Origin of the sequence: Aeromonas sp. 3P, from assembly GCF_051919745.1 — a bacterium.
Lineage (GTDB): Bacteria > Pseudomonadota > Gammaproteobacteria > Enterobacterales > Aeromonadaceae > Aeromonas > Aeromonas veronii.
Genome location: NZ_JBQBED010000001.1, coordinates 2,611,050 through 2,626,899 on the forward strand (window position 1 = coordinate 2,611,050; position 15,850 = coordinate 2,626,899).

Sequence of the window (15,850 nt, forward strand, 5' to 3'; positions counted from 1 at the left end):
CCCTTTTTCTCTGCATTGGTTAAATGGGTAGCATTAGACTCCATGAGGGAATAGGATCCGCCCCTCTGAAAACCAACTGCAAGGATCAACTGACATGACTCGAAAATGGTCGCTCCCCATCGTGGTAATCGCGGGGGGAGCGTTACTCTGGCTTGGCAACACCTTTGGTATGAAATGGGCTCTGATGGCCCTGATCGGATTCGGCTTCGGCTTCACCCTCTCCTTCAGCCGCTTCGGCATCGTATTCGGTTGGCGCGAAATGCTGACCAAACGCAACAGCTACTACGTACGGGTTCACCTGCTCACCATCGCCATCGAGATTCTGCTGTTCACCACCTTCCTCTCCTTTAGCCACGCCCTGTTTGGCGATGCCATGGTGGGTAACGTGATGGCTATCGGCATTCCTTTCATCGTCGGAGCCTTCCTGTTCGGCATCGGCATGCAGCTGGCTGGCGTCTGCGCCACCGGCACTCTTTACTGCTGCGGCGAGGGACAACCCCGCTTCTGGCTGGTGCTGATCTGCTACGGCATCGGCACCCTTATCAGCAACCAGTTCCGCCCCGAACTGGAGGCTACCTTCTCCAGCCATGTGGTATTGGCCCGGGATCTGACCGGCAATCTCTGGAGCGGCATGCTGCTCAATCTGGCGCTGGTCGCTGCGCTGTTCCTGCTGTTTCGCAACAGCGAACTCAAGCGCACCGGCGAGCTCAAGCCCCTCTTCAGCAGCGGCAACCTGTTCTGGCGCGATGGCCGCTTCACCGTGCTGACCGGCGGCATCATCATCGCCCTGCTCAACTCGTCCGTGGTCGCTCTGCACGGCTCGGCCTGGACCATCACCGGCGCCGTCTATGACATGGCGCTGCGCGGCGCCTCCCTGTTCGGCCTGTTCGAGGGCAACCCCAAGCTGGCCCAGCCGCTCTTCATCAATCCCATGGTCGGCATGTTCTGGCTCGGCATACTGGGGGCCATGCTGGCGCGCTGTTTGAGTGGTGGCGGCAACTTCGCCCCGATGCGGCTCGGCAACAGCCTGGCCTCCATCATCGGCGGCCTGCTGATGGGGATGGGCGCCATGTACAGCGCCTGCAACCTCGGCGGCTTCTTCGACGGCACCGCCTCCGGCAGCCTGCACGGCTGGGTCTGGATGCTGATGGCCCTCGCGGGCAGCCTCATCGGCATTCGCCTGCGCCCGCTGTTCGGGCTCTGAGGCACGACATCGTAAACACCCCATAAGAAACGGGAGGCCAAGCCTCCCGTTTTTACATTTATTGCTCCCGTCGCTCTGCTTATTGGACAGGCTGGGAGACCCCTTCCAGATGAATTTCCACCCGGCGATCCGGTGCCAGACAGGCGATCAGCTCTTGCTTGGAGCGGCTGGCACAGCTGTTGCCAGTGACTGGATTGGACTTGCCACGCCCCTCGACCCGTACCTTGTCGGCATACAAGCCTTTGGATACCAGATAGCTGGCCACGCTCTGGGCACGCTTCTCGGAGAGGGCCAGGTTGTAGTTGTCGGAACCGATGCGGTCGGTATAACCGATGACAGTTGCGACGCCATCTTTCGGATTGGCCGCCACAATCTGGCTGAACAGGGCATCAAGCGCCTGATTGGCAGCCGGCTTCAGGGTCGCCTTGTTGAACTCGAACAGCACATCGGAACTCAGACTGAAGGTCTTGGGCTCAACCACGGCTACAGGTGCCGGTTCAGCGGCCGGAGCGGGCGCCGGTGCAGCGACCTCGCCACCTTGCTGACCGAAGCGATAGAGCATACCAACAGAGAGCAGACCATTATCCATTTCTATACCGGAACGATCTGCCGATGTGCTGCCCAACGGGGTGGTGTATTGGTATTCAAGACGAGCAGCCCAATCTTTATCGATGGCATATTCAACACCAAGTGCGCCAACAAACGCGGCGCCATGGTATTTGTGTCCATTATTGTCAAATGAAGCATCGTTGGCTGGGGTAGCGGAATCTTTATACCAACCGGAATAAGAGCTCTCCGTCCAGGCATACGCGCCGCCCAAGCGACCATAGACATCCAATACAGATGTAGCAGGGAAACTAATCTTCATGGTGGCTTGTATCATTTGCGCTTTAGCTTCACCGTGCAACCCGGCAGACAGGGTTCCCAAGGACGCAGTTTTATCAAGCTGATACTTACCAAGCCAGTCATAACCCAACTCAAAACCCAAGTTCTGATTAAGCTGATAGCCGACAAAACCACCCAAACCGAGATCACTTTGTTTATCACTGGGTGATACAAAATCGACTACATCCTTAACTTGTTGGTTGTAATCAACACCATAGTAATTGGACCAACCGGCCTTGCCACCGACGTACCAGGTATTGTCCTGAGCGGCGGCCTGTACGGCTCCGGCCGCCAGCAAGCCACTGACCAATACGGCAAGCATGGATTTATTCATATTTTCGCCTCTGCAATAAGTCGTTATGGGCGCCTGAGTGCGCACTTTCCCTGTGTGAAGCCGTCAGGCGGCCTCTCCGCTATTCAGGGTATCCCATCCGAACGCAGCCTCAAATGACCAGCAGCTCAGGAGTGTGAAGCGGCCTGCATTATCGCGGTATCGTCGGTCAAAATGGTCTTTGCCAGCATTCTGGCCTGCTCCAGCGCCAGTGGCTGCTGATAACTGTGAGCCATCACGATCGCCCCCTCCAGCAACAGACAAAGCTCGGTGGCCTGTGCCAGAGAACAGTTGAGCTGGTTTATCACCCAGCCCAGCAACGCCTGCTTGTGGGCCATCACCAGCTTGCGCACCGGATGGCGCGGGTCGGCAAACTCGGCGCTGGCGTTGATAAAGTTGCATCCATAGAAATCAGAGCGGCCAAACCACTCTGCAAAGCCGTCAAACAGCTCCTGCAGGCGAGCTTCACGTCCGCTCACACCGGCCAGCCGCTGGTCAAGCAAGGCGAAGAACTCCCGGTCACGAGCGAGCAATACCTCCTCAATCAAGGCATCCTTGGTCGGGAAGTGGCGATAGAGGGTGCGCTTGGTACTCCCCGCCTCGGCCCAGATGCGATCTATGCCGGTGGCATGAAAGCCATGACGGTTGAACAGACGGCAGGCCGTCGCCACCAGTTGTTGACGCTTCTCGCTCATCATTTGCCTCTTGAAGTATACCGAACTGTCTACCTAATGTGCCTAATCAGTTATGGCAAACCAAGAGGAAAACATGATGACGACATGGTATGGCCCACTATGGGCTGGCGTGGGCGCCGCACTCACCATCGGCATATTGGGATGGCTCAATCTGAGCTGGTACGTCGCGCTGGTCATGGCTCCTTTCGGGGCCAGCTGTGTGTTGCTGTTTTCCCTCCCCGATAGCCCGCTGGCGCGCCCCAAAAACGTGCTGGGTGGTCACCTGCTGACGGCCTGCGTCGGACTGGTGATCGGAATGCTTCCGCTCCCCGCAGAAGTGCAGATGGCTCTGGCAACCGGGCTGGCCATCGCCCTGATGCAGGGACTGAATGTCATCCACCCTCCAGCTGGCGCCAATCCCTTGCTGATCCTGATGACAGGACAAGAGCCAGCCTTCCTGTGGCAAACGGTACTACCCGGCACCCTGCTGCTGATGGCGCTGGCTTATGGATTTCAATGGCTCAGACAGAAGTGGCCAATTACAGCCTAAAAACAGAGGGAGGCCAACGCCTCCCTCTCTCCTCATCGCAGCATCAACTAGCCAGAAACAGCCGGTAGGCGGGGTCGTCGCTCACCTCTTTCCAGCCGTAGCCAATCTCGTGCAGGTAGTCGTGGAAGGCGGCCACGTCCTCGTCCGGCAGCTCGAACGCACAGAGCACCCGGCCGTAGTCGGCGCCGTGGTTGCGGTAGTGGAACAGGCTGATGTTCCAGCGACAGCCGAGGGTCTCCAGAAAGCGCATCAGGGCGCCCGGCTGCTCCGGAAACTTGAAGCTATAGAGCCGTTCACCGAGGGGCCGGGCCGGGCGGCCGCCAATCATGTAGCGCACGTGATTCTTGGCCAGCTCGCTCTCGGTCATGTTGACCACCGGATAGCCGTTGCCACCGAGCTGATCGATGATCTGGCCCAGCTCCTCGTCACCACCGGTGAGGCGCACCGAGACGAACAGCGACGCCTGCTCGGCATCGGCGTAGCGGTAGTTGAACTCGGTCACCATGCGCGGGCCAAGCTGACGACAAAAGTCGAGGAAGGCCCCCTTGCGCTCGGGGATGGTCACCGCCAGCATGCCCTCGCGCTTCTCGCCGATCTCGCAGCGCTCCGACACATAGCGCAGGCTGTGGAAGTTGACGTTGGCGCCGGAGAGAATGGCCGCCATCCGCCCCCCTTTGACTTGCTCCCGCTCGCTGTAGGCCTTGAGGCCCGCCAGCGACAGGGCCCCCGACGGCTCGGCGATGGCACGGCAGTCGTCGAAGATGTCTTTCAGCGCGGCGCAAATCTGGTCGTTGGAGACGGTCACCACCTCGTCCAGATACTGGTTGCAGAGGCGGAAGGTCTCCTCACCGATCCGCTTGACCGCTACACCGTCCGCAAACAGCGAGACCCGCTCCAGATTGACCGGCTCGCCCGCTGCCAGTGCGGCCTTGAGGCAGGCGGAGCCCTCCGCCTCCACCCCGATCACCTTCACATCCGGCAGCAGCTGCTTGATATAGACCGCCACCCCGGCGGCCAACCCGCCGCCGCCCACCGGCACAAAGACGTGGGTGAGATGGGTATCCTGCTCCAGCAGCTCCTTGCCGATGGTGCCCTGCCCGGCGATCACCTCGACGTCGTCAAACGGCGGGATCAGGGTGTATCCCTCCAGCTCGGAGAGGCGGCGACTCTCGCCATAAGCCTCGTCGAAGCTGTTGCCGAACAGCATGACGTTGCCGCCCTGACGGCGCACCGCGTCGATCTTGATGTCCGGCGTGGTCTTGGGCATCACGATGATCGCCTTGATGCCGAGTTTGGCGGCCGACAGAGCGACCCCCTGGGCGTGGTTGCCGGCAGAGGCAGCGATGACGCCGCGCGCCTTCTGATCCTCGGTGAGGGTAGCGATCTTGTGGTAGGCGCCGCGCAGCTTGAAGGAGTGGACCGGTTGCAGATCCTCCCGCTTCAGGCTGACGTGATTGCCGAGCCGCTCGGAGAGTTTCTTCAGGGTTTGCAAAGGGGTGACCCGCGCCGCCTCATAGACGGGTGAGAGCAGCACCTTGCGTAAATAATCAGCCGCAGAGACCATGATTTATTCCCCCAACAGGGTGCGATCACGCACCGCGCCCTTGTCGGCACTGGTGGCGAACATGGCGTAGGCGCGCAGGGCAAAGGAGACCTGACGCTGACGATCGAGCGGCTTCCAGCCCCGAGCCTCTACGGCGACGCGGCGGGCAGCCAGCACGCTGTCAGCCACTTCCAGCACCATGCTGCGGGCCGGGATGTTGATGCTGATGATGTCGCCATCCTCCACCAGACCTATGGTGCCGCCGGAAGCAGCCTCCGGCGAGACGTGGCCGATGGAGAGACCCGAAGTACCGCCGGAGAAGCGGCCATCAGTGATCAGGGCACACGCCTTGCCGAGTCCCATGGATTTCAGATAGGTGGTGGGGTAGAGCATCTCCTGCATGCCCGGGCCCCCTTTCGGCCCTTCGTAGCGGATCACCACTACCTCGCCCGCTTTCACGGTACCGTCGAGGATGCCGCTCACCGCGCTCTCCTGACTCTCGAACACCCGTGCCGAGCCACGGAAGGTGAGGTTCTCCTCATCCACCCCGGCAGTCTTGACGATGGCGCCGTTGACCGCGAGGTTGCCGGAAAGCACGGCGAGGCCGCCCTCTTGGCTGTAGGCGTTATCCAGCGAACGGATGCAGCCTTCGGCGCGGTCCAGATCCAGCTCCGGCCAGCGGCAATCCTGACTGAACGCCTTGGTGGTGCGGATGCCGGCCGGGCCAGCGCGGTAGAAGTCCACCACCTCCTGACTCGGCTGGCGGCTGACGTCATATTCATCGAGCTGTTCGACGAGGGAGCAACCCAGCACGGTACGGGTATCCCCATGCACCAGACCCGCTTTTTCCAGCTGGCCCAGAATGGCGACCACGCCACCGGCACGGTGCACATCTTCCATATGGTATTTCTGGGTGGAGGGCGCCACCTTGCAGAGCTGCGGCACCTTGCGCGACATGCGGTCGATATCGGCCATGGTGAAGTCGACGCCCGCCTCCTGCGCCGCCGCCAGCAGGTGCAGCACGGTATTGGTGGAGCCGCCCATGGCGATATCGAGCGCCATGGCATTCTCAAACGCCGCCTTGGTGGCGATATTGCGCGGCAGTGCCGAGGCATCGTCCTGCTCATACCAGCGCTTGGCCAGAGTCACGATGCGCTGGCCCGCCAGCTTGAACAGCTGCTCGCGATCGCTGTGGGTTGCCAGCATGGAGCCGTTGCCCGGCTGGGAGAGGCCTAACGCCTCGGTCAGGCAGTTCATGGAGTTGGCGGTAAACATGCCGGAACAGGAGCCGCAGGTGGGGCAGGCACTGCGCTCCACCTGTTCGCTCTGGGCGTCCGACACCTTGGGGTCGGCACCCTGGATCATGGCGTCCACCAGATCCAGCTTGATGATCTGGTCGGAGAGCTTGGTCTTGCCCGCTTCCATCGGGCCGCCGGAGACAAAAATGACCGGGATATTGATACGCAGGGCGGCCATCAGCATCCCCGGGGTGATCTTGTCGCAGTTGGAGATACAGACCATGGCGTCGGCACAGTGGGCGTTGACCATATACTCCACCGAGTCGGCGATCAGCTCGCGCGATGGCAGGGAGTAGAGCATGCCGCCGTGTCCCATGGCGATGCCGTCATCCACGGCGATGGTGTTGAACTCCTTGGCAACGCCCCCCGCGGCTTCGATCTCGCGCGCCACCAGCTGGCCCAGATCCTTGAGGTGGACGTGGCCCGGCACGAACTGAGTGAAGGAGTTGACCACGGCGATGATAGGTTTGCCGAAATCCTGATCGGTCATTCCGGTGGCACGCCACAGGGCGCGGGCCCCGGCCATGTTACGTCCGTGGGTGGTGGTGGCGGATCTCAACTTCGGCATTGTCTCTACTCCCTGAATGCCCATATGGGCTCGATGCGTTATGCGGTGATGATACGAGTGGATCGGAATCGATCCTGGTGAAGACTCCTCTGGGCAGCCCTCACCGGAATCGACTCGGGGAGGCATGACGCCTCCCCTCTCTTATCAGTCATTGACGGGCGTCAGCCAGCCCCACTTGTCCTCGGTCTGGCCGTTGAACAGGCCAAAGAAGGCGTTTTGCAGCTGCTCAGTCACCGGACCACGGCTGCCAGCGCCCACCTTCATCCGATCGACGGAGCGCACCGGGGTCACTTCGGCGGCGGTGCCGGTCATGAAGATCTCGTCCGCCACATAGAGCGCCTCACGGGGCAGTGCCTGCTCGCGCACCTCGTAACCCAAGTCACGCGCGAGCGTCATGATGGTGTCGCGGGTGATGCCGGGCAGGATGGCGGCGGTAGCGGGCGGTGTGAACAGCACGCCATTCTTCACCAGGAACAGGTTCTCCCCCGCCCCTTCGCTCAGATAGCCGTTCACATCCAGCGCCAGCCCCTCGGCAAAGCCGTTGCGCTTGGCCTCGCGGCTAATCAGCTGGGAAGAGAGGTAGTTACCGCCCGCCTTGGCGCCGGTGGGGATGGTGTTGGGAGCGAGCCGATTCCAGGAGGTGACGCAGACATCCACCCCGTTTTTCAGTCCCTCTTCGCCCAGATAGGCGCCCCACGGCAGGGCGGCCACCATCAGGTCGGCCTTGGCATCCAGCGGCGGATGCAGCCCCAGCCCCACGTTGCCGACAAAGGCCAGCGGACGCAGGTAGCCGCTCTTCAGGCCGTTCTCGCGCACCACGGTGCGGCAGGCTTCATTCACTTCGGCCTCGCTGTAGGGGACGTCCATCCAGTAGATCTTGGCGGAGTCGAACAGGCGGCGGGTGTGCTCCTGCAGACGGAAGATGCAGGTGCCCTTGGGGGTATCGTAGGCGCGCACCCCCTCGAACACCGAGGAGCCGTAGTGCAGGGCGTGGCTCATCACGTGCACCTGGGCATCCTGCCAGGGCACCAGTGTGCCGTTGAACCAGATGTATTGCGGGTGAGAGGCGGATTGGGAAGACTGTGACATTAGCTTTGCTCCTTAAGCTCTGATCCGGGGTTGCTGTTCCAGTGCATCGACCCGGGAAACGTCCACCAGCTTCACCAGCTGGCTCCACAACTGCTGGATGGGACGCACCGACTCGACAGTAACCGTGATCCGCAGCTGTTGGCAATCCTGCTCCATATTAAGGGCGCAGAGAGCGAAGCCGCGGTGGCGCACCACCCGCAGCACCCGCTCCATCACTTCGGGTCTGGGCTGGGCATGGATATGCAGGGTGTGCTGTGCAAATGCTGGCTGGGCAAGGGTGTGCGGGTTCATGGGCGTTGCTCCATCATCTGGTGGTTGGCGACTCCCGGCGGAACCAGGGGCCAGACGTTTTCTTCCTCTGAAATAGCCACATGCAGCAGGTAGGCACTCTCGCTTGCCAGCAGGCGATCGAGGGCGCCGGCTATCTGCTCCTTGCATGTGATGGTCTCACCCGGAATGCCGAAAGCGGCAGCCAGGGCGACGAAATCGGGGTTGTCGGAGAGGATGGTCTCGCTGTAGCGGCCGTCGAAGAACAGCTCCTGCCACTGGCGCACCATGCCGAGGCGCTGGTTATCCAGCAGCACCATCTTCACCTTGAGCTGGGCGCGGCGGATGGTGCCAAGCTCCTGCACGTTCATCATGAAAGAGCCATCACCGCTCACCAGCACCACTTCATCCTCCGGGCGCGACATCTTGGCGCCGATGGCGGCGGGCAGACCGAACCCCATGGTGCCGAGACCGGCGCTGGAGAGGTGGTTGCGCGGGCTGGTGAAACGCATGTGCTGGGCCACCCACATCTGGTGCTGACCCACGTCGCAGGCGACCACGCTGGTATCAGGCAGCCTGGCGGAGAGCTGTTTGAGCAGGGCCGGGGCATAGATGGCCTGACCCGGATGGTCGTAGCGAAACGCATATTCGCGGGCCATGGCGGCGCAGTGCTCACGCCAGGGGGCGATGTCGAGAGTCATGGCGAGGCGTGGCAACACCTGCTTGAGATCCGTGGTGATACCCACCTCGGCGGCACGGCGCTTGCCGAACTCGGCGGCATCCACATCGAGATGGATCACCTTGGCCTCGGGAGCAAACTCCTCCAGCTTGCCGGTCACCCGATCATCGAAACGAGCCCCTACCACCAGCAGCAGATCGCACTGCTGCACCGCGTAGTTGGCCGCCTTGGTGCCGTGCATGCCGAGCATGCCCAGATAAACAGGGCTGTCGGGGTCGAGCGCACCAATTCCCTTGAGGGTGGTGACCGCTGGCATGCCGGTGACGGCAGCAAAGTCACGCAACTGCTGCTCGGCATTGGCCATGCCTACCCCGCCACCGACGTAAAGCACCGGACGCTCGGCGGCAGCCAGCAGGGTGCGGGCCGCGGCCAGCTCCGTGGGGTTGAGCACCTCCGGCTCTTCCACTGCAAACAGCGGGCTCTGGGCAGGCACCGCGGCCAGTTGCACATCCTTGGGGAGATCGATCAGCACAGGGCCGGGGCGACCTTCGGTGGCGATGGCGAAAGCTTCTGCCAGCACGCGCCCCAGATCGGCGGCATCGGTCACCATGAAGGAGTGCTTGGTACAGGAGAGGGACATGCCGAGCACATCGACCTCCTGAAACGCATCGGTGCCGATGGCGGAACAGGGCACCTGACCGCTGATGGCCACCAGCGGCACCGAATCGAGCAGCGCCTCCGCCAGACCGGTCACCAGATTGGTGGCGCCGGGGCCGGAGGTGGCGATGCAGACGCCCACCTGACCAGAGGCGCGGGCATAACCAACCGCAGCCATGGCGGCGCCCTGCTCGTGGCGGCAGAGCTGATGGGCCAGACCACCGTCATACAGAGCATCGTAGACCGGCATGATGGCCCCGCCCGGGTAACCAAACACCTGGGTCACACCCTGTTTCTTGAGAGCCTGTACCAAAAACTGCGCGCCGTTCATGTGGAAAATCCTGTCCTTTGGTCGAAAAAAAACCCCCGAGCTGTGAGGCTCGGGGGTCGCTTGTTTCGTTCTGTCCGGTGGTGGGTCTATCCCTTGTTCCGTGCAGCTAAACGAGCCCCGAGCGGTGAGATAATAATCACCACTAGGACCACAATAATGCTGACGAAACGGGAGGCCATGTTCATAGTTACAACCGGAAATCCTGTGAAATTGGGGCGATTTTCACCGCGAATGGCTATTAGAACTAGCACGGTGATTTTTATTGGGCAAGGCTTTTTTCTGTGACAACCCACTGATTTTGGCTATTCCCCAGCCGGAACTTTGGAATAAAAAACCAACAACAAGCAGTTAGTCAGAACATATATCAACTCAAGGACGGGATTTATGTCATTAGCTGTGGTTTATAGCCGTGCCAGCCTCGGGATCGCGGCCCCGCAAGTTACAGTGGAAGTTCACCTCTCCAACGGCCTGCCCGCCTTCAACATGGTCGGCCTACCGGAAACCTCGGTGAAAGAGTCGCGAGATCGGGTGCGCAGCGCCCTGCTCAACGGCAATTTCGAGTTCCCGAGCAAACACATCACGGTCAATCTGGCCCCCGCTGATCTACCCAAGGAGGGGGGCCGTTTCGATCTGGCCATCGCCATTGGGATTCTCGCTGCTTCCAAACAAATACCTGCAAAATACCTGCTCGATCACGAATTTTTAGGGGAATTGGCCCTGACCGGCGAGATCCGCCCTGTGCTCGGGGTGCTGCCCGCCGTGCTCGCCTGCCGGGATGCGGGGCGCACCCTGCTGGTACCGCGGGAGAACGGCCCGGAAGCTTCTCTCATTCAGGATGCCGAGGTGCGTACCGCCCACCAACTGCTGGCCGTCACCGCCTGGCTGGCCGGCCAGTACGAGCTGCCACTGCCGGCTCAACAAAGCGCGGAGAGCCTGCCCGATGTACCGGATCTGCAGGATGTGATCGGCCAGTCACAGGCCAAGCGGGCGCTGGAGATCGCCGCCGCCGGCAGCCACAACCTGCTGTTCATCGGCCCGCCCGGCACCGGCAAGAGCATGCTGGCCAGCCGTCTGCCCGGCATTCTGCCACCGCTGAGCGAGCAGGAGGCGCAGCAGACCGCCGCCATCCACTCCATCGGCGGCCTCACCCCGCGCGCCGGTCACTGGCACCACAGACCCTATCGCACGCCCCACCACAGTGCCTCGGCGGTGGCGCTGGTGGGCGGTGGCAGCCACCCGCGGCCCGGCGAAATTTCGCTGGCCCACAACGGGGTGCTGTTTCTCGACGAGCTGCCCGAGTTCGAGCGCAAGGTGCTCGACTCCCTGCGCGAGCCGCTGGAGACGGGCCACATCACCATCAGCCGGGCCGCCCGTCAGGTGGATTTCCCCGCTCGCTTCCAGCTGGTGGGCGCCATGAACCCCAGCCCCTGCGGCCACTATGGTGACGGCCAGACCCGCTCCAGCCCGGATCAGATCTTGCGCTACCTCGGCAAGCTCTCCGGCCCCTTTCTCGACCGCTTCGACCTGACGGTGGAGGTGCCGCTGCTGCCCAAGGGGAGCCTGACCGGCAAGGCGGAGCGGGGGGAGTCGAGCCAGCAGATCCGTGATCGGGTGCTGGCGGCACGGGAGCGGATGCTGAGCCGCAACGGCAAGCTCAACAACCTGCTTGATAGCCGCGAGATAGAGGATATTTGCCGACTATCACCGCAAGATGCCGAATTTTTGGAGAATGCCATCCAGAAGCTGGGGCTCAGTATCCGGGCCTGGCACCGCATTTTGCGGGTGTCACGCACCATCGCCGATCTGGCGGGGCAATCCGCCATCGGCAAGGAGCATCTTATCGAGGCGCTCGGTTATCGCGCCATGGACCGGCTGCTGTCGCGACTGCGCAGCAGCTGACAGGAGGGAAAAGGGTGAGTCCAACCCCGTAACGGCTCTGAATGGTCTCACGGGCAATCGGCTGATATTATGGCCACAGATCTGACCACTTGATGGCCCTTTATCGACAGCAAGACGGACCCGACTCATGCCCAAAAAGCTGACAGAGCGACTGCGCGGCAGCCTCTCCACCCTGCTCTATTTTTTCAACACCCTCTTCTGGTTTGTCCCCATCTTCTCGCTGGGTCTGCTCAAGCTCCTGCTCCCCCTCAAGGGGTGGCGCACCCTCTGCAACTGGCTGCTGGATGGCTGTGCCAGCTGCTGGATCGGTTTCAACAATCTGATCCAGAAAACCATCATCAAAACCCCTTTCGAGGTGGTCGGAGTGGACAAAGGGCGCCGGAATGAGTGGTATATGGTGATTGCCAACCATCAATCCTGGGTCGACATACTGGTACTGCAGCGGGTTTTTAACCAAAAAATCCCCTTCCTGAAGTTTTTCCTCAAGAAAGAGCTGATTTGGGTACCTTTTCTCGGTCTGGCATGGTGGGCGCTCGACTTCCCCTTCATGCGGCGATATTCCAGAAAATTTCTGGAAAAACATCCCCATCTGAAGGGAAAAGACATTGAAACGACCCGTAAGGCCTGCGCCAGGTTCCGCCACATTCCGGTGAGTGTGATGAACTTCGTCGAAGGCACCCGCTTCACCGGCAGCAAGCATCAGAAGCAGGGCTCGCCCTATCGTCATCTGCTGCTCCCGAAAGCGGGGGGCATCGCCTTTACTCTGGCCGCTATGGGTGATCAGTTGCATCAACTGGTGGATGTCACCATCGCCTATCCGGACGGCATCCCCAGCTACTGGGACTTCATGTGTGGCCGGGTCGGGCAAATCAAGGTTCAGGTCCGCTATTTGCCGATCGACCGCAAGCTGGTGGGGGATTACTTCAATGACCCCGAGTTCCAACAAGAGTTTCAACAGTGGTTGAACGGGATCTGGCACGAAAAGGACCAGACCCTGAGCCAACTGCTGGCAACCAAGGCGCAGTAAACATTCATGCTATCCCTGCTTCCCGGCCCGCTGGTGCTGATCATCAGCGCCGGCCTGACCATCCTTTTCACCGCCTTGTGCGCCAGCCTGATCCTGCTGGTGTCGCTGGCCAAACTGCTGCTGCCGATCCCGGTCTTTAGCCGCGCCTGCAGCCGCCTCAACAACCGCTTCATGCGCCTGTGGCTGGCCTGCAATGCGCTGGTGATCCGCCTCACCACCCGCATCGACTGGCAGGTGGAGGACAGCACCAGGCTGCGCAAGGATGGCTGGTATCTCATCATCAGCAACCATATGAGCTGGACCGATATCGTGGTGCTCGGCCACCTGTTCCGCGATAGGCTGCCGGTGCCCAAGTTCTTCATGAAGCACGAGCTCATCTACATCCCGCTGCTGGGGCTCGCCTGCTGGGGGCTCGATATGCCCTTTATGCGCCGCTACTCACGGGAGTTTTTGCTGAAGAACCCGCACCTGCGCGGCAAGGATATCGAGACCACCCGCAACGCCTGCGAGAAGTTTCGCCATATCCCCACTACCGTCATCAACTTCGTGGAAGGGACCCGCTTCACCGAGCAGAAACGGGACGCAGCACGCTCCCGCTACCGTCATCTGATGCCGCCCAAGGCGGCGGGGCTGGCCTTTACACTGGCGGCCATGGGCGAACAGTTCGACAGCCTGATCAACGTCACCATCCGCTATCCGGACAACGCCGAGACCCCGTTCAAGGACTTCCTGATGGGACGGGTAAAACGCATTCAGGTGCGGATTGAGGAGCTGCCGGTGAATGAGCAGCTGATAGGAGATTACTTCAACGACAAGCAGTTCAAGCGCGGTTTTCAGGAGTGGCTAAACCAGCGCTGGCAGGAGAAGGACGAGGTGCTGGAGGGGTGGCAGAGCGGTCAGGCGCCGCTGCCGGTTGCCGCCAAATCCGGGGAGGAATCCAAAGAGAGTGCCGAGGCCAACTCGACCAACTGATCTTCGGAAAAAACGGCAATACCGTGGCGGCGTAGCAGGGTGGTAGTCTTGCCCTCGCCCGCCACAGAAACCCCTTCAAAGCGGCCGTTATAGATACGGCCGCTGCCACATGAGGGGCTCCCCTCTTTCAGCAGGGCGAAGCGAATGCCCTGCGTCTGACAGATTTCCAGTGCCAGCTCGGCGCCGCAATCAAACTCGGCAGTCACATCCAGTCCGCTCGCCGTCACTACGCGCTCGCCCTGCCGCTCGGCAGGAGGGCGCGGGGTCGGCAAACCGCCCGCCACTTCGGGGCAGAAGGCCAGCACCCGCCCCTCAGCACCCAGCGCACTCAGCCAGTCGCTGACGATCCCCTTGCTCTGACCGTCGTAACGCACCGGCTGACCCAGCAAGCAGGCACTCACCAGCACCTTGTGCACGCCGGTCTCACTCATGCTTCCGCTCCATGCATCACCTGATCGAACATCACGCAGCAGGGACTCTCCAGCCGATAGAGAATGGCGGGGCGCTGTTTGCCGGTACGCTTGCGACCGGTATCCACCAGAATGTCGGCGCGATGGATCCGCTTGCGAAATGCCGCCGTATTCATGGGTGTTTGCAGGATGATTTCGAAGGCGCGCTGCACCTCGGATAGGGTGAACTCGGGCCCCAGCAGTTGCAGCGGCAGGGTGCTGTAGCGGCTCTTGATCCGCAGCCGCTCCAGCCCCTTGGCGATAAGCTGGACATGGTCGAAGGCGAGGCTCAGCCCCGGCAGGTTGGCGAGCGGATGCCAGCAGCCGTGGATCGCCTCCACTTCCGGATCCACTAGGCAGAGATAGACCAGGGTCGTGGACCAGCCGCGGGGATCCCGCTCCAGGTTGCCGAGGGTGCAGACCTGCTCGCTGTAGCAGTGACCGAGCCCCCACTCCGCCAGCAGGCGGCGCTGGGCGGCATCCAGATCCCGATCCCGGGTCTCGTCGATGCGCAGCGCCGGCAGTTGCCAGCAGTGGGCAAAGGGGGGGCGATCGCGGGTCTCAAGCAGCAGCTCGAGCCGCTCCTCATGCAACCGCAGCACCACCATATCCAGACTCATTCTCAGCATGCCGATCGCCCTGCTCGCCTTCCATTAATGTTTGGTAGATAATATCACACGAATAGTATGTGCAGGAGCCAATCATGGGAACCGTCGCCAGCCTGGATATTGATGCGCAGAAGGGCTTTACCCCCCTCTGCCCGAACGAACTGCCCGTTGCGGGCGGTGATGATATTGTGGCTGCGCTCAACGCTCAGGCCACCCTCGCCACGCTGCGGATCGGCAGCAAGGACTCTCACCCCGCCAATGCCGACTGGGCCGTTTCTGACCCCGCCGGCATGCTGCTGCCGCTGGATCTGCCCAACGCCGACCTCACCTGGCCGGTGCACTGCGTACCGGGCAGCAAGGGCTTCGAGCTGCTCGACGGCCTGCCCGCTCCCATCGACTATGACTTCTTCGTCTGGAAGGGGGTCGAACCGGATCTCCATCCCTACGGCACCTGCTTCCACGACCTGGCCGAACGGCGCAGCACCGGACTCATCGAATTCCTGCAAGCCCGCAAGGTCGATACCGTACTGGTCGGCGGCCTCGCCACCGACTACTGTGTCAAAACCAGCGTGCTGCAACTGCGCCGCGCCGGTTTCCGGGTGATCGTCCATCTCGATGCCTGCCGTGGCATCGCGCCCGCGACGGTTGCCAGCGCCCACACCCAGATGATTGAGGCTGGCGCCGAACTGGCCCAGACCCTGATCGATGTACAACGCCTGCTGGACGCCTGATATGCCACCGATTCTTACCAGCCTGCTCGACACCGATGCCTGCACGTTACATATGCGGCAGGGGAGCACCATCGTGCTCACCAGTCTG

The 15,850-nt window shown here is 61.6% G+C and carries 15 protein-coding genes; 6 read left to right on the forward strand and 9 right to left on the reverse strand.

Going from position 1 to position 15,850, the window contains the following annotated elements:
- Positions 1-94 precede the first annotated feature (94 nt).
- Entirely contained in the window at positions 95-1,204 is a 1,110-nt protein-coding gene (locus ACTG19_RS11975) for a YeeE/YedE thiosulfate transporter family protein (protein WP_174218736.1), read from the forward strand.
- A gap of 79 nt (positions 1,205-1,283) precedes the next feature.
- Here the strand turns inward: ACTG19_RS11975 and ompA are convergent, their stop codons facing one another.
- Both ompA and ACTG19_RS11985 read right to left on the reverse strand, forming a co-directional pair.
- The gene (gene ompA / locus ACTG19_RS11980) at positions 1,284-2,423 is read right to left on the reverse strand and encodes a porin OmpA (protein WP_201990902.1); all 1,140 of its coding nucleotides are present in this window, start codon (positions 2,421-2,423) and stop codon (positions 1,284-1,286) included.
- 125 nt (positions 2,424-2,548) lie between these two features.
- Positions 2,549-3,115 carry a TetR/AcrR family transcriptional regulator gene (locus ACTG19_RS11985; RefSeq protein ID WP_113740350.1) on the reverse strand — a complete coding sequence of 189 codons (567 nt, stop codon included), beginning with the start codon at positions 3,113-3,115 and terminating at the stop codon, positions 2,549-2,551.
- 76 nt (positions 3,116-3,191) lie between these two features.
- Between ACTG19_RS11985 and ACTG19_RS11990 the strand changes: the two genes are divergently transcribed.
- Positions 3,192-3,644, forward strand: a complete 453-nt coding sequence (locus ACTG19_RS11990) for an HPP family protein (protein WP_113740349.1) — start codon at positions 3,192-3,194, stop codon at positions 3,642-3,644.
- 43 nt (positions 3,645-3,687) lie between these two features.
- On the opposite strand, the gene ilvA is transcribed toward ACTG19_RS11990, so the two are convergent.
- From ilvA to ilvG, 5 genes are all read right to left on the reverse strand, one after another.
- Positions 3,688-5,208 (reverse strand): threonine ammonia-lyase, biosynthetic, encoded by a 1,521-nt coding sequence (ilvA, locus tag ACTG19_RS11995; RefSeq protein WP_113740308.1) that lies wholly within the window; start codon positions 5,206-5,208, stop codon positions 3,688-3,690.
- A gap of 3 nt (positions 5,209-5,211) precedes the next feature.
- Positions 5,212-7,053, reverse strand: a complete 1,842-nt coding sequence (gene ilvD, locus ACTG19_RS12000; RefSeq protein WP_439989102.1) for a dihydroxy-acid dehydratase — start codon at positions 7,051-7,053, stop codon at positions 5,212-5,214.
- Between the two features lie 144 nt (positions 7,054-7,197).
- Complete coding sequence (locus ACTG19_RS12005) at positions 7,198-8,142, reverse strand: branched-chain amino acid transaminase (protein ID WP_439989103.1); 945 nt, start codon at positions 8,140-8,142, stop codon at positions 7,198-7,200.
- A gap of 12 nt (positions 8,143-8,154) precedes the next feature.
- Positions 8,155-8,433 (reverse strand): acetolactate synthase 2 small subunit, encoded by a 279-nt coding sequence (gene ilvM / locus ACTG19_RS12010; RefSeq protein WP_005339613.1) that lies wholly within the window; start codon positions 8,431-8,433, stop codon positions 8,155-8,157.
- A complete protein-coding gene (ilvG, locus tag ACTG19_RS12015) occupies positions 8,430-10,076 on the reverse strand; it encodes an acetolactate synthase 2 catalytic subunit (protein ID WP_439989105.1) in 1,647 nt (548 codons plus the stop codon). Before ilvG ends, ilvM begins: the two co-directional genes overlap by 4 nt.
- Before the next feature lie 384 nt (positions 10,077-10,460).
- On the opposite strand from ilvG, the gene ACTG19_RS12020 reads away from it, so the two are divergent.
- The 3 genes from ACTG19_RS12020 (at position 10,461) to ACTG19_RS12030 (ending at position 13,974) form a co-directional block, all read left to right on the forward strand.
- Positions 10,461-11,975: a YifB family Mg chelatase-like AAA ATPase gene (locus tag ACTG19_RS12020; protein ID WP_257686840.1), complete on the forward strand. Its 1,515-nt coding sequence runs from the start codon at positions 10,461-10,463 to the stop codon at positions 11,973-11,975.
- A gap of 127 nt (positions 11,976-12,102) precedes the next feature.
- Complete coding sequence (locus tag ACTG19_RS12025; protein WP_236353788.1) at positions 12,103-13,002, forward strand: acyltransferase; 900 nt, start codon at positions 12,103-12,105, stop codon at positions 13,000-13,002.
- Between the two features lie 6 nt (positions 13,003-13,008).
- Positions 13,009-13,974: an acyltransferase gene (locus ACTG19_RS12030; protein WP_236353781.1), complete on the forward strand. Its 966-nt coding sequence runs from the start codon at positions 13,009-13,011 to the stop codon at positions 13,972-13,974.
- Here ACTG19_RS12030 and ACTG19_RS12035 read toward each other — a convergent pair.
- Positions 13,899-14,405, reverse strand: a complete 507-nt coding sequence (locus ACTG19_RS12035) for a DUF523 domain-containing protein (RefSeq protein WP_123174001.1) — start codon at positions 14,403-14,405, stop codon at positions 13,899-13,901. The genes ACTG19_RS12030 and ACTG19_RS12035 overlap by 76 nt on opposite strands.
- Complete coding sequence (locus ACTG19_RS12040) at positions 14,402-15,052, reverse strand: NUDIX hydrolase (RefSeq protein WP_005339607.1); 651 nt, start codon at positions 15,050-15,052, stop codon at positions 14,402-14,404. Before ACTG19_RS12040 ends, ACTG19_RS12035 begins: the two co-directional genes overlap by 4 nt.
- 74 nt (positions 15,053-15,126) lie before the next feature.
- Here ACTG19_RS12040 and ACTG19_RS12045 point away from each other — a divergent pair, with 74 nt between their 5' ends.
- Entirely contained in the window at positions 15,127-15,762 is a 636-nt protein-coding gene (locus tag ACTG19_RS12045; protein ID WP_005357452.1) for a nicotinamidase, read from the forward strand.
- The last annotated feature ends 88 nt before the right edge of the window (positions 15,763-15,850 follow it).

What these genes read in the sequence shown, in the direction of transcription:
- ACTG19_RS12025 (WP_236353788.1), top strand. Translation starts at nt 12,103, where the DNA reads ATGCCCAAAAAGCTGACAGAGCGACTGCGCGGCAGCCTCTCCACCCTG.
- ilvA (WP_113740308.1), bottom strand. Translation starts at nt 5,208, where the DNA reads ATGGTCTCTGCGGCTGATTATTTACGCAAGGTGCTGCTCTCACCCGTC.
- ACTG19_RS11975 (WP_174218736.1), top strand. Translation starts at nt 95, where the DNA reads ATGACTCGAAAATGGTCGCTCCCCATCGTGGTAATCGCGGGGGGAGCG.
- ACTG19_RS12035 (WP_123174001.1), bottom strand. Translation starts at nt 14,405, where the DNA reads ATGAGTGAGACCGGCGTGCACAAGGTGCTGGTGAGTGCCTGCTTGCTG.
- ACTG19_RS12030 (WP_236353781.1), top strand. Translation starts at nt 13,009, where the DNA reads ATGCTATCCCTGCTTCCCGGCCCGCTGGTGCTGATCATCAGCGCCGGC.
- ACTG19_RS12040 (WP_005339607.1), bottom strand. Translation starts at nt 15,052, where the DNA reads ATGCTGAGAATGAGTCTGGATATGGTGGTGCTGCGGTTGCATGAGGAG.
- ACTG19_RS12005 (WP_439989103.1), bottom strand. Translation starts at nt 8,142, where the DNA reads ATGTCACAGTCTTCCCAATCCGCCTCTCACCCGCAATACATCTGGTTC.
- ACTG19_RS11985 (WP_113740350.1), bottom strand. Translation starts at nt 3,115, where the DNA reads ATGAGCGAGAAGCGTCAACAACTGGTGGCGACGGCCTGCCGTCTGTTC.
- ACTG19_RS12020 (WP_257686840.1), top strand. Translation starts at nt 10,461, where the DNA reads ATGTCATTAGCTGTGGTTTATAGCCGTGCCAGCCTCGGGATCGCGGCC.
- ilvD (WP_439989102.1), bottom strand. Translation starts at nt 7,053, where the DNA reads ATGCCGAAGTTGAGATCCGCCACCACCACCCACGGACGTAACATGGCC.
- ilvM (WP_005339613.1), bottom strand. Translation starts at nt 8,433, where the DNA reads ATGAACCCGCACACCCTTGCCCAGCCAGCATTTGCACAGCACACCCTG.
- ompA (WP_201990902.1), bottom strand. Translation starts at nt 2,423, where the DNA reads ATGAATAAATCCATGCTTGCCGTATTGGTCAGTGGCTTGCTGGCGGCC.
- ilvG (WP_439989105.1), bottom strand. Translation starts at nt 10,076, where the DNA reads ATGAACGGCGCGCAGTTTTTGGTACAGGCTCTCAAGAAACAGGGTGTG.
- ACTG19_RS12045 (WP_005357452.1), top strand. Translation starts at nt 15,127, where the DNA reads ATGGGAACCGTCGCCAGCCTGGATATTGATGCGCAGAAGGGCTTTACC.
- ACTG19_RS11990 (WP_113740349.1), top strand. Translation starts at nt 3,192, where the DNA reads ATGACGACATGGTATGGCCCACTATGGGCTGGCGTGGGCGCCGCACTC.